The sequence below is a fragment of the Microcoleus sp. N9_B4 genome (assembly GCF_036701635.1).
GTDB lineage: Bacteria > Cyanobacteriota > Cyanobacteriia > Cyanobacteriales > Microcoleaceae > Microcoleus.
Genome location: NZ_JAUBRC010000008.1, coordinates 24,842 through 47,553 on the forward strand (window position 1 = coordinate 24,842; position 22,712 = coordinate 47,553).

Here is a 22,712-nt window from a genome sequence, read left to right on the forward strand (position 1 = left end):
CGTTAATTTTTTCAGGATTTCACTTGAATATTTAATAAGATCTAGAAATAATAGCATATTAAGTGACAAACAATCATATTTAGATTTGTTAAAATTTAAATTTTATTCAAAAAGCTTAGATTATACTTATTTATAGTGCATTGAAAATTGTTTTTTAATTCGGTTCTGTCATAAATATCAGTAGACCTACTGAAATACTGCCTGCTCTTCAATTTCTCATTAGTGAAATTACGCACATGAGCATTACTATTTTCGGTTACAACCTCAGCGAAGCCATTTACGAAAGTGTCAATACTATTATTTATCGCGGCACCAAAGATATTGATCGAACCTCAGCAATTATCAAAACCTTCAAAACTGAGCATCCGACAATCGAAGAAATTTCCCGCTTAAGACACGAACATAAAATCCTCAGACATTTAGAAAGTGAAGGAATAGTCAAGCCCATAGCCTTAGAAAACTATCAGAACGGCTTAGCGCTGATAGTAGAAAATTTTAGCGGTCAATCTTTAAAAGATTTCCTTAACAATCAACCCTTGGCTATAAACGCATTTCTAAAAATCGGAATTCAGTTGGCAACAACTCTTGGAGAGATCCATCATAGTAATGTTATCCATAAAGACATTAAACCTCAAAATATCCTAATTAACTCAGAAACAAAAGAAGTAAAAATTATTGATTTCAGCATTGCTTCTCTCTTAGATAGAGAAAATCAAACCGTCACCAATCCCAACTTATTAGAAGGAACTCTCGCCTATATGTCGCCGGAACAAACCGGCAGAATGAACCGCTCAGTGGACTACCGCACCGACTTTTACTCCCTCGGTATTACATTTTATGAAATGCTGACGGGTAAGCTACCTTTTTCCGCAAAAGACCCCCTAGAATTCGTTCATTGCCATATAGCTAAAGCACCAATACCACCTCAAAAGCTGAATCCCGAAATCCCGGATGCAGTTTCTGAAATTGTAATGAAATTATTATCGAAAACCGCTGAAGATAGATATCAAAGCGCTTTTGGACTAAAAGTTGACTTGGAAACCTGCCAGCAGATGCTTTCTTCAGGAGAGATTTCCCACTTTATTATCGGTCAACTAGATTCCTACAGCCAATTTCTGATTCCGCAAAAACTCTATGGACGGGAAAGAGAAGTTGCTAGTTTGCTAGAAGCTTTCGCTCGCGTCAGTGGTGGGACAACAGAAATGATGCTAGTTTCCGGTTATTCAGGTATCGGAAAATCTTCCTTAGTTTACGAAGTTGATAAACCTATAGTCGGAGCTCGAGGGTATTTTCTTTCTGGTAAATTTGACCAATTTAAGCGGAATATTCCTTATGCTTCTTTAATTCAAGCATTTCAAGGATTGATGCGGCAACTGCTCACTGAAAATTCCACTCAAATAGCAATGTGGAAAGCTAAAATTCTCGAAGCACTTGGTGCCAATGGGCAAATTATTATTGATGTTATTCCCGAAGTAGAAAAGATTATTGACCCACAGGCTGCTGTTCCGACCTTGGGACCGACCGAATCCCAAAACCGATTTAATCGACTGTTTCAAAAATTTATACAGGTGTTTAGTCAAGCCGAACACCCCCTAGTTCTATTTTTGGATGACTTGCAGTGGGCAGATTCAGCTTCCCTCAAGCTAATCCAGCTAATTATGACCGATCCCGATAGTAAATATCTGCTATTAATTGGGGCCTATCGGGATAATGAAGTCAGTCCTACTCATCCCTTAATTTATACCTTAGAGCAAATTCAAAATACCAATGCGGTAGTCAATAATATTATCCTCCAAGCTTTAGAAATCTCCCATGTCAACCAGTTAGTCAGCGAAACCCTGCGTAGTCAAATTTCCGAAGTTTTGCCCCTGGCTGAGTTAGTTTTTAAGAAAACCCAGGGGAATCCCTTCTTCTTAACTCAACTGCTCCAATCCCTTTATCAAGACAAACTCCTATCCTTTGATTTCGATCGAGTTTGCTGGCAGTGGGATATTCAACAGCTTCAAGGCATTGATATCAGCGATAATGTCGTCGAATTGATGGTCAGCCAAATTCAAAAGCTGTCGTCCCAGACGCAGAAGGTATTAAAATTAGCTGCCTGTATTGGAGACAAATTCAGTTTAGAAGTTTTGGCAATTGCTAATAAAAAATCTCAGTCAGAGACGGCAAGAGATTTATGGGAAGCGCTACAAGCTGGTTTTGTTATCCCGCTAAATAATTCCTACAAAATCCCCCTGCTATTTGAATCGGAAACATCGACAGAAAATTCAACCGAACAGTTTGATGTCATTTATAAGTTTTTGCACGATCGAGTGCAGCAGGCATCTTATTCTCTAATTCCCGACGATCAGAAAAAAGAAACTCACCTCAAGATCGGTCAATTACTACTGCATTCTATCACCCCTGAAGAACAAAAAGAAAACATCTTTATACTGGTTAACCAGCTAAATTATGGTAGTGATTTACTCACTTTAGAAAGTGAAAAATATGAACTCGCAGAACTCAATTTGATCGCCGGGAAAAAAGCAAAAGCAGCAACAGCTTATGAGTCAGCCGTTAAATATTTGAATATGGGTTTAGGACTCCTCGCTGCTGATAGCTGGGAGACTCAATATAAGCTGACGTTAAACCTCTATTTAGAAGCAGCAGAAGCGGAATTTATCACCACCCACTTTGAGCGATCGCAACAGTTGTCTGCTGTGATTATCAAAAAAGCAAAAACCATCCTAGAAAAAAGAAAAGTCTATGAACTAAAAATTCAGTTTGATATGGCTGAAAACCGAGCACAATCAGCAATAGATACTGGTATTAGTGTTCTCGAAATGTTTGGCGTTTACCTAGAGCAAGAACCCCCTCAAACATTGATCATTGAGGATTTAGCCAATCTGCCACCAATGACAGATGTTGATAAACTTGCGGCTATGCGGATATTAAGCAGCATCGTGATCTCGGCTTATCTTGGTAATGGAGCGATGCTGCCACTAATTATATATACGATGATCGATTTGTCGATCAAGTATGGCAACTCGCCCGAATCTGCTTACGCTTACGTTTTCTATGGCTCTCTTCTATGTGGACCAATGGGGGATATAGATTCTGGATATAAATTTGGTAAACTATCCATTGTTGTATTGGAGAAATTTGAAACTAACTCCCTCAACTGTAAGGTGGGGTTAATATTTAATGCTATTCTTAGATGCTGGAAAGATCATAGTAGAGAAACCCGCGAACCTTTGATTAAGGCAATGCAAAGTGGCTTAGAAGTAGGTGATTTGGAATGTGCTTGTCACTGTCTAATCAATTATTGCTACATGACATTTTTAACAGAAAAAGAGCTAGAGAAAGTAGAATTTGAGCAGGAAAAATATGTTGCTATTAGCATTAAATATAAGCAAGATTATGATACTTTTGCTATCAAAATTTACCAGCAATTAGTTAAGAATTTGCTTGACAAAGCCCCAGATAAATATCGGTTGATTGGTGAGAGTTTTAATGAAGAAGAAATGGTTCCAATTTTCCTAGAATCTAATAATGGGACTCTGCTCTTTTTTTACCATGCCGTTCAAGGGATGCTCCGTTATTGTTTTAAAGATTACGAAGGCGCAATAGTCAATGCTAGTTTAGTATCAAAATATGCCAATTGCGGTGTGGGATTAATTCAGAATGCCCTTGGCAACTTATACCATTCTCTTAGCCTCCTAGCAATGTATCCAAAAGCCTCAGCAAAAGACCAAGAAGAATACCTAAGTCAAGTATCAATAAACCAAGCAAAAATGAAGACTTGGGCGTTCCATGCACCGAGTAATTTCCAGCATAAGTATGACTTAGTAGAAGCAGAAAAAGCGCGGATTTTGGGACAACCTTTAGAAGCGAGCGATTATTACGATCGCGCCATAGCCGGAGCCAAAGAACAGGGATATATCCAAGAAGAAGCATTAGCCAACGAACTAGCAGCAGAGTTGTATTTTTCCCGCGCTCAAGATAAAATTGCTCGGATTTATTTAACCGATGCTTACTACGGATATAGTCGCTGGGGAGCGAAAGCTATAGTCAAAGATTTAGAAGCCAGATATCCTCAAATACTTTCCCGGATAGCCAAGCCAGAAAGTCAACGTAGCCCGGTCACTATGACAACTACCTCGACGAGTGGAGGAAGTGCAGGATCTCTAGATTTAGCTACTGTGATCAAAGCATCTCAAGCTCTTTCTGGTGAAATTGTACTGAGTAAGCTGTTGGCAAAATTGATGAAAATTGCGATCGAGAATGCGGGCGCTCAAACTGGCATTTTCATTTTAGAAAAAGCGGGAAATTTACTAATAGAAGCCTATGGAACCGTAGATAGCGATGTAGAAGTGCTGCAAACAATACCAGTAGAAACAAGTCAGCAACTACCCATATCTTTGATTAACTATGTTGCCAGAGTTCAGGAAAATGTTGTATTAAACGATGCGAGTTGTGAGGGAACCTTCACGGCGGATACTTATATCGTCAACCACAAGCCCAAGTCAGTATTATGTACTCCCATCGTCCATCAAGGAAAACTTACTGGTATTTTATATTTAGAAAATAATCTCACAACTGGTGCTTTTACTCCCGATCGTTTAGAAGTTTTACAACTTTTATCTTCTCAAGCAGCTATTTCGATTGAAAATGCCCGTCTTTATAACGATTTGGAAGCAGCAAACGCTACTTTAGAAGTGAAGGTGGCAGAAAGAACGCAACAGTTACAAGAAAAAAATATCGATTTACAAAAAGCAGAAGAATTAGCGAAAGCTGCCAACTCTGCCAAGAGTGAGTTTCTGGCTAATATGAGCCACGAGCTCCGAACGCCACTTAATGGCATTTTGGGTTACACCCAAATCCTCAAACGCCAAAAAAACTTGGCTGACCAGCAAAAAGATGGTCTGAACGTGATTAGTCAGTGTGGCGAACACCTCTTAACCCTTATTAACGATATTTTAGATCTCTCCAAAATCGAAGCCCGAAAAATGGAAATCCACTTGAGTAATTTCCATTTATCACAATTTTTGGAAGGCCTGGCTGAAATTTGCAATATTCGGGCAGAACAAAAGGGAATCTCCCTGATTTACGAGCCAATTACTAAATTACCTCTTGCTGTCGAGGGTGATGAAAAACGATTGCGGCAAGTTTTAATTAACTTACTCGGCAATGCGATTAAGTTTACTGAAAAAGGTGGAGTGGCATTCAAAGTAGGATATCAGGATGGCAAAATCCGGTTTCAAGTGGAAGATACCGGAGTTGGGATGGCACCAGAGCAATTGCAAGATATATTTTTGCCTTTTCACCAAGTAGGAGATGCCACTCGCAAGGTTGAAGGAACCGGGCTGGGACTGGCAATTAGCCGCCAATTAGTCCAGATGATGGGCGGTGAAATCAAGGTAAAAAGTACATTAGGAAAAGGGAGCATTTTCTTCTTCGATTTAGATTTGCCAGAAGTATCCGAATGGGCGAATAATGAGGCCAAAGCGAATGCTCACGTCATCGTTGGTTTCAAAGGCGAAAAATGCAAAATTCTGATCGCTGATGACAAGTGGCAGAATCGTTCGATGATGGTGGGAATGCTTCAGCCTTTAGGCTTTGAACTGATGGAAGCTATCGAGGGTCAGGACTGTTTAAACAAGGCGCAAGAGTTTAAACCCGACTGTATCTTAATGGACTTGATGATGCCAATAATGAGCGGTTTAGAAGCGACCCGCCGGATTCGCAAATCACAAGGTCAGACTAATCTAGTGGTAATTGCTACTTCAGCCAGCGTTTTTGATTTCGATCGAGAACAAAGTGTTGATGTAGGTTGCAATGATTTTATTCCTAAGCCAATACGAATAGAGGAGCTTTTAGAAAAATTACGTACTCATTTAGGGTTAGAATGGATCTATGAAGATAATTTGGAAGAAATTAGGAAAGCAGAAGCAGAAAAAAAATCTCTAAGCTCTGAAATTGTAGCTCCCCCCGATGACGAAATTGCCGCTTTATTCAATCTAGCCATGATGGGCGATCTTCGAGCCATTGGGGAGCGAGCTACAAAGCTAGAACAACTCAATGAGCAATGGGGGCCCTTTGCTACCCATCTGCGCCAGTTAGTGAAAGGATTTGAAGAACAACAAATCTTGGAGTTTATTAAGAAATATAGGACTGCGAAATAATGAATAACGAACTTCCCGAACAAAGCACGATTTTAATCGTAGATGATACCCCGACTAATTTAGGTGTACTGTTCGATTTTTTGGCGGATTTTGGCTTCAAAGTATTGGTAGCTAGGGATGGCCAAAGTGCTCTCCAAAAGGTCGAATATGCCGCGCCAGATCTGATCCTGTTGGATGTGCTTATGCCGGGAATAGATGGGTTTGAAACTTGTCGCCGTTTGAAAGCGAATGATTCAACGAGAGACATTCCCGTGATTTTTATGACGGCTCTTGCTGATACGGTGGATAAGGTTAAAGGTTTGAGTCTGGGTGCGGTGGATTATATCACTAAGCCTCTTCAGCATGAAGAGGTTTTAGCTCGTGTTAATGTCCACATGAAGCTTCGCAATTTGTCAAAGAAACTCTTAGAGCAAAATGTGTGCTTGCAAGCAGAAATCGAACAGCGTATCAAAGCTGAATCCTCGCTCTTGAAGCTGGCATCGGAGTTAGAAAGGCGAGTTGAGGAAAGGACGGCTGAACTTTTACAATCCAATCAATTGTTAAAACAGGAGATTCAAGAGCGTCTCCAAGCAGAGGCGGGATTGCAACAATCGGAAGCTCAATTGCGAACCCAAGCTCAATGCTTAGAAAAAGCTTTTCGCGAATTGCAATTGACCCAGACTAAACTTGTGCAGAGCGAAAAAATGTCTTCTCTCGGCCAGCTTGTGGCAGGTGTAGCCCATGAAATCAACAATCCAGTTAATTTCATATTTGGTAATCTTTCTTACGCCCATGATTATACCCAAAATCTTATCGATCTCGTCAATCTTTATCACCAAGAATTACCAGCGGCTGGGCCAAAAGTTGAACAGAAAATAGACGAAATAGAACTAGCTTTTTTGGTGGAAGACTTACCTAAATTGCTGAGTTCTATGAAGGTAGGTGTAGACCGGATTCGCGAAATTGTTCAGTCGCTGCGAATCTTCTCGCGATTGGATGAATCTGAAATGAAACCGGTGGATATTCACCAGGGTATTGATAGCACTCTGTTAATTTTGCATAACCGTGTTAAAGGAAGGGGCGATCGACCTGCAATTGAGGTGGTCAAAGAATTCGGCAATCTGCCTCTGGTAGAGTGTTATGCGGGTCAGCTTAACCAGGTGTTTATGAATCTTGTTGCTAATGCTATTGATGCCATAGATGATTATAATACGACGCGATCGTTAAGCGAAATGAAAGCTAATCCTTCTAAGATTTTCATTCGCACTGAGGTCACGGAATCTAATCGAGTGTTAATTCATATTAAGGATAACGGGCCTGGGATGACAAAAGAAATTAGCCAACATCTATTTGAGCCATTTTTTACTACTAAGCCTATTGGGAAGGGTACTGGTATTGGGCTGTCAATTTCCCATCAGATTGTAGTTGATAAACACGGGGGGCAGCTCAATTGTATTTCAGCTCCTAATCAGGGGGCAATCTTTATTATTGATATTCCAATTCACCAGAAAATGTTTGCTAAAAATTTAATTACGATGTCTGAAACAGCTTTGGGTATTTCTTAGTGGATTTTAAATTAAGGGGAGTCAAATAAATTTTAAGGGTTGCACAACTATAATCAAAATCATCAGGCAGGGGGATATTCCAATACTTTAGGTAATGAAGTAAGCTAATCCGCATTTAAATTGCATGGTCAAATAAATTTTTCCTCTTGTGGGGTGGGCATCCTGCCCGCCCTCAACATACAAATTAATGCACAACAGCTTAAGAGAGGGATAAAAGCCTTCGGGAGTCTCTCACTTTTGCAGCCAAGCTAGAAATTGGAGTTTTGAGGCAGGAGGCAGAAGGAAAGAGGCAGAAGGAAGGAGAAGAAGTGTTTTTACAAATATGAGATGATCCCTTGCTATTGCTATTTGCGGCGGATTCACATTTAGGATACATTTAGGACAGTTCATACTTCCATTATGCAACGCCCGAAAATACACGGGACGGACGGGACGCCCATCCCACACAAAAAATCAAAATCATCCCGCTATTATGCAACACCTAAATTATTGATCTCGAAGCTAGTTTGCGACTAGCCTAGAAGGGATTAACGGACTGCTATCAAAATATTTAATTGGGAAACTAAAACGTCCAGATGTTCCGATGTTTATCGTCTAGTTGGTGAACCCTCCTGTGCGGCAGGGCAGTTTTATTCTCACGAAAATCGCGATTTTGACTCTTGTAGTGCCAAGAATGCCTACCCCCCGCAGACGATTTCACAGGCATTTGGGACATGGGGGCAGCCACGGGGGCAGCCCCTACAAGAGAATGAAACAGCCCTCTCCTGTGCGGTGTAGTCGTACAGGAGAGCTTGTGAACCGGGGTTTAGTCCTGACCAACTTTATTGCTAAATTCTCACTGCAAAAGATGCTGCTAATTCCCGTTCTGGTTCCATACCAACTGTAGGCGGCATGGAACGATTTGCTACTTGCTCGATCAGTTGTAGATGTTGCGGCAGCATTTTAGCTAAACTGTAGCGTTCTAGGGCGGTTTGACGGGCTTTGATGCGAATGTCTGCCATGCGGGTAGGATGGTCTAAAACTTCATCAATGCGATCGGCTACTTGTTTTGGTGAGAAGTAATCGACAAGCAAACCGTTTTCTCCGTCGCGGATAACTTCTCTGACTGGCCCTGTGTCGGAACCTATTACTAAACATCCGGTTGATAGAGATTCAATCATCGACCAAGATAGCACAAAAGGTCTGGTCAAATAAACGTGTACGTCGGATGCTTGAATTACTTTTAGATACAGTCCGTAAGGTAGGGGCCCGACAAAGTGAACCCGCGACAAATCTAGGGGTACTTTTTTGAGCATATAGTCTTTGTAAGACTCGCCGTTGGGTAAAGAACGCCCATAACAAACTCTTTCTGAACCAACGATTACGACGTGACAGTTGGGGCGGCGTTCTTGCACATAGGCGATCGACTCAATGAATTCGGGAAAGCCCCGGTAAGGTTCCATTCCCCGCGATACGTAGGTGACAATTTCATCAACGCCAGACAAGTCTAAGTTAGGCAAAATTAGTTTAGCACCGGGGTCTGGTTTGAAGTAATCGGTATCTACGCCGTCGTGGAGTGTGGATAATTTTTGTTGTAATTCTGGCGGAAATTGCGATCGCTGCCAATAAGTGGGCGACAAACCCCAATCGCAAGAGTATAAATCGATCAGAATCGGCGCATTTTTGATTCTAATTCTGGCCATATCGTCAACTGTTAAAGGTTCCGCTGGGTCAAAATCTGCGTCGGAACCAATAGCATGATAAAACCACTCGAAATAGCACAAAAGCGGCGTATTTGGAAAAGCTTCTTTGACAAATAATGTTGGCCCCCAACCGGAATGTCCGCAGATAATATCCGGTATGAAACCGTCTGCTTTGAGTTGTTCTGCCATTCTAAATACGGCTTGTCCGTAGATGACGGCACTTTCTAAAGGGCGGACGTATTGGTGAGTCTGCGCGTGGGGTTCCCGGCTGGGGGTAAAAGCTGCTTTGCGAACGCCGGGAATGTTCCACTCTGGGCGCTCGTTTTTAGTACCGAAAACAATTTGATTTTTGGGATCTGCGCCTAAAGCCGTGATAATGTGGCGGTATTGGGCGGGGAAGTTGGGATGGAGAAATAATGCTTTCATTGTCAGTTGTCTGTTGACTGTTGACTGTTGACTGTTGACTGTTGACTGTTGACTGTTGACTGTTGACTGTTGTCTGTTGACTGTTGACTGTTGACTGTTGTCTGTTGACTGTTGACTGTTGTCTGTTGACTGTTGTTAGTTGGAAGAAAATATTTTGAGGTGGCTAAAAAGCTTTGATTTTATTCATTGGGTGTTGGTGCTTTGCAGATCCAGACGCAATCTCGCGGTACTGAAGATGTATTTTTCAGGATGATTTGATAGTTTAAATGGTTGAGAAATTTTTCCATAATTGTATCAGTCATAACTGAAAATGCTGTGCCGTCTCTGTGCCCTAGCAAGTTTTTGTCCCACTCGCTGGCGAATTTTTGCCACCCTAATTCGGTGAAAATATTTGTGTGGTGAAACACGCAAATTCGATCGCCCCGCAGCAGTTTGGGAATTCGAGTCAGGTAGTTAAATATATCTACCGGCTCTACGTGTACCATTGTATCGTAACAAAAGCAGACATCGGCTGAACTTGGAGCGATGCCGTCTAATGTTAAACCGTCGAGTTTGACGTAAGAAACGCGATCGTCTCCCAAGCGCGATCGCGCCGCTTGCAGCATTTGACTGGAAATGTCGGCACAAATTAGTCGATCGCAATATTTCAGCAGCAGCGAACCAGTTTTTCCGCCGCCGATACCAATTTCTAAAACCGTATGTTCTTTTTTGATGTACGGTGCAATAAATTGCTGTTCTATCAGCGCTTCGTATTCGGCTAAGGAGTTGGCGGCACCGGCAGCTTTACCTATCCATTCGTCGCCAATATGGGCAAGTTCGGCATTAGTTTTTTGCCACTGTTGGGCGTAACTGTCCCATGCCTTTTCATAATCTACTCTTGGGCGATCGGTCATTTTATCATCGTTCATTTTTGATTATTTTATAGTATTGATGGCTCAATTTTCAATATGTTCCGCAATTTTTGGCAAATTATATTAAATCCTGCCAAAAGTCTACGAGGTGAGTTACTGCCCTTCACTGGCGGGGATGCTGGCACTGTAAAATGACTAATGACGGCTGAAATATGCTTCGCAGAAAATCTCTGCATAAGCTTGAGTCATTTCCTCAAAAGTATTAAGTGAATCCAAGACATATTTAGCGTTTTCAGCTAACTGCTGCCGCAAAGATTTATCCTCCAATAAACTAATCAAAGCTGCAACTAATTCGTCCGGGCGATCGGGCGTATAAAACAAACCATTAATTCCCGGCCGCACTTGTTCTTTAATCCCAAAAACCGGCGATGTAACAATTGGCAAATCGCAAGCCATCGCCTCCAAAATCACTCTCGGAAAACTTTCGACGCGAGAAGTGCACACAAAAATATCAGCCGCTTTGTAATATTTTCCCGTCTCCCCAGTTTCCGGGACTACTGTCACCCTTTGTCGCAACTCTGCTGGCAATTCCCCCACCAAATCGGCTAATTTATTGCTGTAAATACTCGGGCGATCGCCCACAATAAAACACCTAATTTTATTGTGCCATTTGTCCGGCAAAAGTGAAAGCGCCTTAACTAAATCCTGCTGTCCTTTGCGTTCGCATACCGTTCCCAGCAGCAAAATTACCACATCTTCCGCTGCAACACCTAAAGTTTTTCTAGCCAATTCAGAGTTTTCCGAATTTTCCAGTTTGCTCAAATCTAAGCCGTTGTGAATCACTGTAAAATTGTGGTGGCTGTTGAGAGGCAAATACCTGTCCCGCGTGGCATCCGCCACAAAAATCACTTTGTAAGGAAAGCGAAAACACTCTAAAGCTCTCGCCGCAATCTCCGAACCAAACCTGTTAAAATAAGTTTGCCAAGGTTCGCTTTCGTGCACGTTCCACACTGTAGGAGTTCCGAGTTGCCGCGCGGCATCAACTACAAAAAAGTTTTCTAAAGTATTGGCATAAATTGCATCTACTTTTAAACTGGCAATTTCTGTGCTAAAACTGCGGATGGCTTCATCATAAGCATCGCGCTGATAGATGTGTTCGAGAGGATTGTCGCGCACAATTACTTCAATTCCCTGCTGTTCGTAAGCTTGACGCAGGGGCCCGTCTGTTACGCAAAGTACGATCGGCTTAATCACACCCTCAGCCGCTAATTTCACTGCAATTTCGTACTGATGCAGCGGCGCACCCGTGAAATCCAGCGAATTGCTGCACATCAAAACTCTGATAGGATGAATCAAATTCTCTGCTTCTGCTACCAACAAACCAGAATCGGAAACTTCCAATGTATAACCTTCTTCCTTCTTCCCTCTTCCTTCTTCCTTCTTCCTTCTCTCTTCTTCCTTCATAAAAACCCGTCGGGGTTGAATATGAAAATACTCATCTTCTAAAGACAAATGAGGACTGTAAAAACTGTCATTTTTGCCCGCATACTTGCGCCTAAAAGCCGCCACTTCTTGAGGATTGTCGGTAAAACCCCTAGAAGTTCCCTCTTTGTGCAACAACTCCGCATCGGGACAATATACGCACCGATAACCCCGTTCTAACAATCGGTATCCGTAATCTGCATCATTGTAAGCAACAGCAAAATTTTCCTCATCAAAACCGCCCAATTCTAAGAACAATTGACGTGGAGTAATCGTGCAAGCGGCTGTTACCGCAGAGTAATTTCGCGTTACCATCGCTTGAGAAAGATAGCCTCGATTATTCTTGTCCATCAGCTTAAAAGCATGACCCGCCAAACCGTGATGCAGCCCGTGAATTACGCCCGCGTGCTGAATTCTGCCGTCGGGATATAACAGCCTCGCCCCGACTGCACCCACGCCCGCGATTTGAGCATATCCCACCATTTGACTCAGCCAGCGCGGGTTAATTACTTCAGTATCGTTGTTCAAAAACAACACATATTCGCTGTCAACTTGTTCGGCAGCGCGGTTGTTAATGGCTGCAAAACTAAACTTTCCCCCAGGATTTTTTATATGCAAAACTTGGCAATTTAATTGCTTTAAATATTCCAGAGTTTTCGGGTCGTCGCTTTCGTTGTCGATGACGGCAACTTGATAATTTTTGTATGTTGTAGTTTCTAGAGAATCCAGACAGGCTTTCAGCAATTTTAGCTGATTTTTAGTAGGAATAATTACCGTTACTGATGGGCCGTTATCCGGGAAATCCTGGGCAAATATGCCCAAATTTTCTTTAATCGCCCATGCGTGCTGAGCGACATTGCCGTTAATTTGGCGGCGGTTTAGTGCGTCTTGAATGGCTTTTTGACCGGCGGAAAAACTGGCAGGTTTCGCGGCCCCAGATATGGCTGTAGAACCGGGTGCTGTTCGCCAGTGATACAGCACTAGCGGCAGGTGCGCGACGTGGCGAGAAATTTCGGTTGCTCTTAAGGCAAAATCGTAATCTTGCGAGCCTTCCAAACCTAGCCGCAAACCGCCTATTTGTTCAAAAATGTGTCTTCTCACGGCGCACAAATGACCGAGATACATATAGGAAAGCAGCAGTTCCGGCGACCATTCCGGTTTGAATTGCGGGGCGAATCGGCGACCTTTAGTGTCGATTTTGTCGTCGTCGGAATAGAGAAAATCGGTAGCTGGATGCGCTGCAAAATATAAGGCGACTTCGCCTAATGCGTCGGGAGTTAGTTCGTCGTCGTTGTCTAAAAACAGGATGATGTCGCCTGTTGCGAGGGCGGCGGCGCTGTTGGTTGCTGCGCTGATGTTGCCGTTTTCTGTACGAAATGTGATGCGGATACGATCGTCCTTTTGAACCCAGCTTTTTAAATTTTCAGCAACAGTGAATTCGGTGCTGCAATCATCGGCAATGCAGAGTTCCCAGTTTGGATAAACTTGATTGATTACGCTGTCGATCGCACTTTCGAGAAAATCTATCTGCGGGTTGTAAACTGGCATTACTACCGAAATTTTTGGCAGGGGTTCCCGGCAGAATTTTAACCGAGAAATCAAGTAATCGCGCGCGCGATCGTTCCACTGATTCACCTCCAGCCAAGCATCATACCTATCAATCGGTTTAGGAAGCACAAAACCCGCAGGCGGCAGCAATTCCCCAGGCGCAGTAAACTGTTTTTGCTGCCGATAAATCTTCCCCAACTGGCGGAGCACTTTCACAATTTCCCAGGGCAGGGGCAAAATTCTCCCAAGACGCTGTTTTCTTTCCCTCGCCCGCTGCTGAATTGCGGCTGTAAACCTTGATAACTCCTCAAACTTATCTGCACTTCGCTGCCAGATATGGTAGCGCCGCACTGTCAATATTTTAGGCGCTTGAAAAGACAAAATTTCCCCGGTTTCTAACTCAGCTTGCAGAGAAACGTGCCATTCCCCTGGTGGCAAATCGACAAGGGCCTCAAAACCGCTTTCCGAACTGTTAACCCAGTCGGGAAACACTTCGCCGACATCTTTTCGCCGTAAACCGTAGGCGCATTCTACAGAAGTATCGCCGCACAACAAGCTTAATTTAGCAATTTTGCGATCGTGGTGGCAGCACCAACCTGCAAACAAAATTTGACCCTGACGCTGTTCCCACACTACTGGTACATCTAACGATGCTTGAATCGTTGAAACTAACAACGGATAAGCTGCCAACAAATGCCATTTACCTCGCTCATCTTGCGCTTCCAGTAGCACTTCGTGCCGTCCCGCAGGCGCTTCCAATTCAATTGTAAAACCGGATTTCTTCGCAGCCGGAATATTAGAGTGTGCTAGCGCTATATCACTTCTATCTAGGCCGTAAACGCCTGCAAAACTCTGGTCTTTAATTCTGGCGCGAACTGCTGTAGTCTCTCTTTTTTGGTTAAAAACCCAGCCGACAATTAGCAGGTTGGAATCACAAACTTGCCAAGTAGTGGGTTGGTCTAACGAAAAAATAAATTTAGGGAACAAGTCGCGGATTTTGCGCTGAACTTCCCACAACTTTTCTCTCAGTTGCCACCCTATTGAAGACTTGATTAGAGCAAGTTCTGCCCGAAAATTTTCATTTTCCTGGCGGGAGTGTTCTAATTTTTCCTGAGTATCCTTTAATCTTTCCTGATTTTGACTTTGTGCGGTTTCTAACTGAATTAACTCAGCTAACTTTTGCTGCAATATAAATTCAGTCTCTTCAAATTGTACCTGAGTTTGCCCTAATTCTGCTTCTAATTCTAATACTTTTGCTAAAGCTGTTTGAAATTGCGATTCTTTGCCGGCAAGCTGTACCTGAGTTTGTCCTAATTCTGTTTCTAATCCGAGGAGTTTCGCTAAGGCTTCTTGAAATTGCGATTCTTTGCCGGCAAGCTGTACCTGAGTGTCCCCTAATTCTGCTTCTAATTTTAAGACTTTTGCTAAAGCTTCTTGAAATTGCGATTCTTTGCCGGCAAGCTGTACCTGAGTTTGTCCTAATTCTGTTTCTAATCCGAGGAGTTTTGCTAAAGCTTCTTGAAAATTTGATTCTTTGCCTGCAAGCTGTACTTGAGTTGCTCCTAATTCGGTCTCTAATCCCAACACTTTCGCCTGGGCCTGGTGAAATTGTTCTTGCCACTGTTTGAGTTCGGAAGAGGTGGTTTTTTGCTGTTTTTCCAGCAAGCGGATTTTTAGCCAATCTTCAAATGGCCAGACTGGAGAGGCTGGGAAATGAATAACTTGATCGATCGCATCTTTCGATTCGCTGCTCAGATTGCCAGCTTGGGTTTCCAAAAGTTCATATAGTTCTAATGCTTCGGGAAAATATTTTTCTATTAAACTCGGTCTGTGACTTTTGACAATATCGTTGACTAATAAAGATTCTTCAAAATTGTCGCCCGGTATCGCACCTAAGTTAACATTAAATTGTTCCTTGACTCGATCGAGGAAAAGTTCAGGAGTGTTGCCGATCGGGTAAACGTTGGCTAGGAGACAGCGATGGGGGAAACGTTCGTAAAGTTCTAAAACTTTTTGATTGTAGTGAATCCACATTTTTACTGCCTTTTCGGGATTTTGCAGCAAGCTGACATCGGTTCCCCGGCGGTAAAGGGAATCGACTACTTCCCAGGGCGATCGATAAACACAGATAAAATTAGCTTCGGGGAGCAAAGTCAGCCAAAAATCCCAAAAAAGGGCTGTTCGCGGGTCTTTCCAACCCCAATGTTTGTGAGTTTGTTGATTTTGGTCGATCGCGCGTTTGGCGATTTCCACGTATTCTGCTGCTACCGGAATCGTTTTTTCAAACGTACATCCGAGTTCATCAATACCGTGCGATCGCAAAACACTTTTGTGAAACTCCACAAAATCAACATTCTCGAAATGACCTTTCACATTTCCGTCGGCCGGGCCCACTAACTTTTTGCCAATATCAACCCCAACTTTCTGAAACAAAGAAGCTGTTAAAGACGTACCGGAACGGTGCATTCCGGTAACAATAAAAACCGATGGTTTGCTGTCATTTGTACTCACAATTTCTCTCCCTCGCCCTAATTCCCACACCAAATTTACTCCCTACTCTCCCGCTAAGCCCAGGGATCGCCTGACTTGAAACCACGCGCTTCTCAGCTTCCAGAACTTGCTGCTTTCCATTGCCAAAACTCGACACTTCGCTTGCTCTAGTTCTTGCTTGAGATTAATTAGTTGATTTTCAGTTTTCTCCAATTGCATTTGCACAGATACTAACTGATTTTGAGTTTGCTCCAATTGCATTTGAGCTGAAACTAATTGAGTTTGAGTTTCTTGCAAAATTGTGTGAGATTCTTCCAACTTTGTTTGAGTAATCATTAACTTACTTTGATTTTGCTCCCATTCTATCCTAGCCGACTCTAACTGAGTCTCAAGTAATTTGAGTTTTGTCTGAGTAGAACCCAACAAAGACTGCGATTGTCTTTGGTTAACCAGCGATTTAACAGTGCAAGTTTCCAGAATCCATTCCCAACCATAGTTATTGATTGCTTTGACTATTAACACATCCTGCAACCCTACAGTGTTTTTGGGTAAATAACAGCTCCAACCCGACTGTAAAGCCCCATTAGTTTCAAAATATCCAGCCACATCCGGGCGATCGTAAAAAGGCTCGCACCTCTGTACAACCTCCCCGTTTACCAGCACTTGCAGATCCTCAACTCGACCGTTGAGATTCACATCAGCTACCCATCCTTCCAGATACAAATTCTCCTTATTCGTAAAAGCAGCAACATCAATATATCCTTCTGGGTGGTGATTGAAATTCAACTCCGAAAAATCTCTAACTAACTCATTTGTGACAACATACAAATCCTGAAACCTGCAGATGCCTTTTTTGATGCGGTGAACAAAAGCTTTGCCTCCGCTAACTCTCTCGACACATTCTCTCACAAACTTTTCAGTTACATAAGTTGTGCCGTATTCCTCCTTATCTAAAGACTGGCTTTCGCTTTGAGCACTAAACAAAATACCATTAGCTGGCATTTCTATATTGGCTAGGCGCAAACACTCATCGTGAACGCTGAACATCAAAATGCCGTTAGGAGTCAACAAATCGTACAAATTTTGCAACCAACTTGTAAAAGTTCTTTCCGGCATATGGCTGAAAAAAGAATTAGCCAGAATGCAGTCAAATTTGCGGTCAATTAAATAATTTTCGGGTTTCCCAGTTGAGACAATACCGTTGACGCCCAAGTATTCAGTTTGAAACTTAACCGCGTTAGCATAAATGTCAGAAACCCAAATTCGTTCCGGCGGTATTTCTTGAATCAAAAACCTGGTAAATCGACCGTAACCGCAGGCAAAATCTAGAAAAGACGGTACATTTTCAAAACTGCCAAAATGCCATTCCACAACTTGTTTAACAGTATCCAAGATGCGACGCCCGATCGAATAATAGCGCACCAAAGCCCGATCGCGATCGTCTTTGACGTTGTTCAAGCTGAACAAATACATTTCATCGTCTTCGCAGATATTCAGTTTAAAATTTTCGGGAAACTTAGCTTGATCTTGAATAAATGCTTTGATTACGGGATTTTCGACTAAATCTAAATTGATATCGTTCATTGTTTTTACAGAATTTTAGATAACCTCTGTTGACTGCTCTTTCACTAGAGCATCAGCATTAACAACAGTTAAACACGGTTCGATCAGCAAGTCAACGATGCCGTTACCGCAGGACTCCGTACAAGACTGAACTCTAAACATCGCCACATCAACACAGCGATCCAGATAAGTTAAATCTCCATCAACCGTTCCCACAACCCCAGCATTCAGAAAATAAACCCCGGGATTCAGCAAACATTTAAACTGAAACTTCACTACAATTGTCGTTCCTGCTTCCACATATCTAACTGACTGACTAGAAGCCTTCAAAGAAGCACCCGCCAACTCAAAACCGCTAATTGTTTTAATCAACATTCCAAACCTAACCTTGGAAGTTGACCTCGAAAAAGTGACAGAGTAAGTATAAATATAATCTTGACGACCTAGCAAGTGATTTACCACATTTCCCTTCAGCGTCTCGATGTGGGGGTTGATAATTTCCGCTCCACGAGACGGATACCTTACCGTATTCGATGGTATCATCCCCGGATCGTAAAATTCATCGTAATATTCCTTGGGTTTAGAGAGATGTTGCTCCGGTTTAACTTCCCTCTTTGTGCTTTCTAAATTAGCCTCCTGAAGGTGGTCTTGACTTTCCTGTTTTGTCAGTTGGTTCAGAGCTCGAATATCTGACTTCAAGCCCAGAACCTGATCCGGATCGGCATAAATCAGCTTTTGATACTTAGAAATTACCACCTTCGGCGTGTGAGCGAGCAGCAATTCACCGCTATCCATTAAAATCGCCGAGGTACAAAGTTGCACCACAGAAGTAGCAGCGTGAGAAACAAATAAAATTGTTCCGCCACCTTCTTGAATGCTTTGCAAGCGGGCAAAACACTTGCGTTGAAAAGCTTCGTCGCCCACCGAAAGCGCCTCGTCAACCACCAAAATATCTGGCTCGACGCTAGTCGCAACGGCAAAAGCTAGCCTGACAAACATACCGCTAGAATAAGTTTTGACTGGCTGTTCAATGAAATCGCCAATATCAGCAAAAGCAGCTATATCGTCAAACTTTTCTTCAGTTTCTTTTTGATTGAATCCCAGTAACTGAGCGTTAAAAAACACATTTTGTCGCCCGGTAAATTCCGGGTTAAACCCGCTTCCGAGTTCTAACAAAGCGGAGACTCGGCCTTTAACATCGACGCTTCCTGTGGTAGGAGTCAGCGTCCCTACAATTATTTGCAGGAGAGTGCTTTTTCCCGAACCGTTGCGACCGACGATTCCCAGAGTTTGTCCTTGAGGAATTTCCAGATTGATGTCGTGTAGGGCCCAAAATTCGTCAGCCAGTTTTTTGCTGGGGTAAATAATTTCCTTTAAGCGGTCTCCTGGACGATCGTACCGCTTAAAGCATTTGGAAACATTTTTTAGTGAAATTACATTTTCTGTCATTGGCGGCAGTCAATCGATTTTAGATTTTAGATTTTAGATTTTAGATTGACTTGAAATCTCAAACATATTTACAGCACAATCGATTTTAGATTTTAGATTTTAGATTTTAGATTGACTGTAGATCTCAAACAAATTTACAGCACGTCAGCAAAAGCGGGACGTAAACGCCGGTAAACCGCCAAACCTCCACAAAATATAGCAGCAGAAATTAGCGTGGCGACACCCCATTCGCCCCAATGCTTAACTTCTCCAAGCAGTATGAGGTCTCGATAAACCTCCGAGATGGCGGCCATTGGATTTAGCCAAAATACCCACCCTCGCCACTCTTGGGGGATGATTGATGCTGGGTAGACGATCGGCGTCAAATAAAACCAAAAATTTAGAATAACACCTAATGTCTGAGGAATGTCTCGCAAAAATACAGTCAAGCCCGCTGTCAAATATCCCAAACCAGCAGTTATCAGCAACTGAGGCACCCACACCAGCGGCAGCAAGCATAAAGTAGCGTTGAGCTTTTGCGACGACACTGCTACTATCACAATCAAAGCTGCTAAACCCAGAGAACTTTCAAGAAAAGCTGTAAAAATCGGCACTAGGGGCAACAAACCGAGAGGAAATACCACTTTTTTCACTAAATTCGGCTGTCCCACCACCGATACTCCCGACTTAATCAAACCGCTGGTGAAGGCAGTCCAAGGCAGCAAACCTGCAAACAACCAGACTCCAAATGTAATGTCGCTGTTTTCTGGGAAGCCTGCAAGGCTGAGCTTTACCTTGAGGACGATCGAAAATACGTATGTGTAAATCACCAATTGCGATAGCTGATTCAGCAGCGGCCACAAATTGCCCAAAATCGAGCCTTTGTATTGAGCTTCCAAGTCCCGGCGCACCAATGTTGCCAGCAGATTCAGCTTCGCCCAGCGCTGTTGGCGTGTACTTCTGGGCAGCCTGCCACCCAGCCTTCGGGCCTTTTGGGCAACTCCTTTCACAGTTCTCTGCAATTTTTTCGCCCTCGTTCACTAGCTTCACACCTAAATCAACTCAAGCTACAATTGTGCAGCTTTTGCTAAACCGCAATTATTCCACAGCCCCGTCGTTTTGATCAAGCATCTGCCACCCGGGCTTGGGCTTCTTCCTTCTTTCTTCTTTCCCCTTCCTTCGGAGGTTATTTTAGCCGATCGCCGATCGCACTGCCGAACCGATCGCTAGTTTTTGCTCGTCGTCGTAGCCCCACCGCTGGAAAAATTCCTCGTACTCGCCGTTGGCACTCTGCAAACTTTCTAGCATTTGCGACGCTATAGTTTGACAGGCTGGCATTTGCAGCATTTGAATTAAATTGCGCGATCGCTCCTGCACTCTAGCAGAATCGGCCACCATTTTCTCCTTTTGCTGGCGCGAATGATGTACAACCATTGCCGCCGACATCGCCAAATTTTTCACCAGCAGTTCTGCTACGATCTCAGGAGCCGATCGCAGCGCCTCGACTACTCCGGGTGACGGGTGATCTGCCTCCTGTCGATCGTCCGTTAGATAGGTGACAAAAAACCCCCTAGCACCGTTCTGTGTTTTCACCAGAGAAGCCACAGCTTGCTGGATGTCGGCTTGTAAAAGTCGATCGGCGTCAATGAACGACAGTAAAGATTGAGTCAGCTCGATCGCCCCCTCAAAAGTTATGCTTTCCGATGCTAATAAAGAAGATGGAATACTCATAACGAACTCAATAATTTTAAAGATTCTGCTAACAATTGTAAACACTTCCCGCTGCGCGATCGCAGATAAATATGGCTATTATCTCCTCCAAACAACAGCCCCCCGACCCAAATCTACCCGAAGACATAGCCCCCGCCCGTCGCAAAAAAGCCGCCAAACCCCAGGCGGAATCTTTGCTAGAATCGCAAGAACTACCCGACGAAATCAACAGCAAACAAGACGACAAAATCCGACCTCAGCGTTTAGCTGAATACATCGGGCAAAAAGACTTAAGAGAAGTTTTGGCGATCGCAATTGCAGCAGCCAAATCTCGTGGCGAACCTATGGATCACCTATTACTCTACGGGCCGCCAGGGTTGGGAAAAACCACAATGTCGCTAATTCTAGCAGCAGAAATGGAAGTTGAATGCAAAATCACCACCGCCCCAGCGTTAGAAAAACCGCGAGATATTGTCGGATTGCTGATCAACCTCAAAGCAGGCGACGTGCTGTTTATCGACGAAATTCACCGCTTATCTAAAGTTACAGAAGAAATCCTCTATCCGGCGATGGAAGACTGTCGGTTAGATATTACGATCGGTCAAGGCAAAAGCGCCAAAATCCGCAGTATTCCCCTGAAACCCTTTACCTTAGTAGGAGCAACCACAAAAGTCGGGTCCCTCACATCTCCATTGCGCGATCGCTTCGGCTTGATCCAAAGATTGCGGTACTACGAAATAGACGAACTTAGTCTAATTGTCCAAAGAAGCGCCCAAGTTCTAGACACTCAAATCACCCCAGAAGGAGCCACAGAAATTGCCCGCCGAGCTCGCGGAACCCCCCGGATCGCTAACCGCTTGCTGCGACGAGTTAGAGACTACAGCCAAGTCAAAAATTTAAAGCCAATTGATGCCGAAGTTGCTTCACTCGCCCTGGAATTATTCAACGTCGATCCGCTAGGTTTAGATTGGACAGATCGGCGGATTTTGACAGCAATGATTGAGAACTTTAACGGCGGCCCCGTGGGCTTAGAAACCCTCGCAGCTTCCACAGGAGAAGACACTCAAACCATTGAGGATGTATACGAACCGTACTTAATGCAAATCGGATTTTTGCAGCGGACAAGTCGGGGCAGAATGGTAACTCTTGCTGCTAGAAAACATTTGGGTTTTATGGAATAAAAGGAGTAAAAAATGGTACAAATACAAACAAAAATACTAACTTTGTCCGAGTTTCTAAAACTGCCAGAAACAGAACCAGCTAGCGAATATATCAACGGTCAAATCATCCAAAAACCTATGCCACAAGGAAAACACAGCAAGTTACAGGGAAAGCTAGTCACAAAAATTAACGAGATAGTGGAACCGAGAAAGATTGCCCTAGCATTTCCTGAATTGCGCTGTACTTTTGACGGTAGATCGATCGTGCCAGATGTCACAGTATTTACTTGGGAAAGAATACCACTTGATGAAAATGGGGATGTTGCTAATGTATTTGAAACTTACCCAGATTGGACAATTGAAATTCTGTCTCCCGGCCAGAGTCAAACTAAAGTAACTGGGAATATTTTACACTGTCTGAAAAACGGCACTAAAATGGGTTGGTTGATCGATCCGATGGTGCGCTCGATCTTAATTTATCCCCCTGGAAAGCAACCGGAACTTTTAGCAAAACCAGAAGAATTGTTGCCGGTTCCAGATTGGGCAGCAGAATTGCGGCTGACGGTAGGAGATTTGTTTGGGTGGTTGAAACTATAGCAGAACTCAGTTGACAGTTGACAGTTGACAGTTGACAGTTGACAGTTGACAGTTGACAGTTGACAGT

The 22,712-nt window shown here is 43.3% G+C and carries 11 protein-coding genes; 4 read left to right on the forward strand and 7 right to left on the reverse strand.

Features of this window, described 5'->3' with window-relative positions; genetic code table 11:
* Positions 1-236: 236 nt before the first annotated feature.
* Positions 237-6,164: an AAA family ATPase gene (locus tag QUA43_RS07425; RefSeq protein ID WP_333372316.1), complete on the forward strand. Its 5,928-nt coding sequence runs from the start codon at positions 237-239 to the stop codon at positions 6,162-6,164.
* Positions 6,164-7,708, forward strand: a complete 1,545-nt coding sequence (locus tag QUA43_RS07430; RefSeq protein ID WP_333372318.1) for a response regulator — start codon at positions 6,164-6,166, stop codon at positions 7,706-7,708. The genes QUA43_RS07425 and QUA43_RS07430 overlap by 1 nt, the downstream gene beginning before the upstream one ends.
* 827 nt (positions 7,709-8,535) lie before the next feature.
* On the opposite strand, the gene QUA43_RS07435 is transcribed toward QUA43_RS07430, so the two are convergent.
* The 7 genes from QUA43_RS07435 to QUA43_RS07465 all read right to left on the reverse strand — a co-directional run bounded on the left by QUA43_RS07435 (position 8,536) and on the right by QUA43_RS07465 (position 20,909).
* Positions 8,536-9,816, reverse strand: a complete 1,281-nt coding sequence (locus QUA43_RS07435; protein WP_333372320.1) for a glycosyltransferase family 4 protein — start codon at positions 9,814-9,816, stop codon at positions 8,536-8,538.
* A gap of 179 nt (positions 9,817-9,995) precedes the next feature.
* Positions 9,996-10,724: a class I SAM-dependent methyltransferase gene (locus QUA43_RS07440; protein ID WP_333372322.1), complete on the reverse strand. Its 729-nt coding sequence runs from the start codon at positions 10,722-10,724 to the stop codon at positions 9,996-9,998.
* Positions 10,725-10,862: 138 nt separating this feature from the next.
* Positions 10,863-16,208: a glycosyltransferase gene (locus QUA43_RS07445; protein ID WP_333372324.1), complete on the reverse strand. Its 5,346-nt coding sequence runs from the start codon at positions 16,206-16,208 to the stop codon at positions 10,863-10,865.
* A gap of 42 nt (positions 16,209-16,250) precedes the next feature.
* Positions 16,251-17,771: a methyltransferase gene (locus QUA43_RS07450; protein WP_333372326.1), complete on the reverse strand. Its 1,521-nt coding sequence runs from the start codon at positions 17,769-17,771 to the stop codon at positions 16,251-16,253.
* Between the two features lie 15 nt (positions 17,772-17,786).
* Positions 17,787-19,199 (reverse strand): ABC transporter ATP-binding protein, encoded by a 1,413-nt coding sequence (locus QUA43_RS07455; RefSeq protein WP_333372328.1) that lies wholly within the window; start codon positions 19,197-19,199, stop codon positions 17,787-17,789.
* Between the two features lie 134 nt (positions 19,200-19,333).
* A complete protein-coding gene (locus QUA43_RS07460; RefSeq protein ID WP_445301954.1) occupies positions 19,334-20,188 on the reverse strand; it encodes an ABC transporter permease in 855 nt (284 codons plus the stop codon).
* A 181-nt stretch (positions 20,189-20,369) separates the two neighbouring features.
* Positions 20,370-20,909 (reverse strand): hypothetical protein, encoded by a 540-nt coding sequence (locus QUA43_RS07465; RefSeq protein ID WP_333372330.1) that lies wholly within the window; start codon positions 20,907-20,909, stop codon positions 20,370-20,372.
* 71 nt (positions 20,910-20,980) lie between these two features.
* On the opposite strand from QUA43_RS07465, the gene ruvB reads away from it, so the two are divergent.
* Both ruvB and QUA43_RS07475 read left to right on the forward strand, forming a co-directional pair.
* The gene (gene ruvB / locus QUA43_RS07470; RefSeq protein WP_333372332.1) at positions 20,981-22,069 is read left to right on the forward strand and encodes a Holliday junction branch migration DNA helicase RuvB; all 1,089 of its coding nucleotides are present in this window, start codon (positions 20,981-20,983) and stop codon (positions 22,067-22,069) included.
* Between the two features lie 12 nt (positions 22,070-22,081).
* Positions 22,082-22,645, forward strand: coding sequence for a Uma2 family endonuclease (locus QUA43_RS07475; RefSeq protein WP_333372334.1), 564 nt, complete (start codon positions 22,082-22,084; stop codon positions 22,643-22,645).
* Positions 22,646-22,712: the final 67 nt, after the last annotated feature.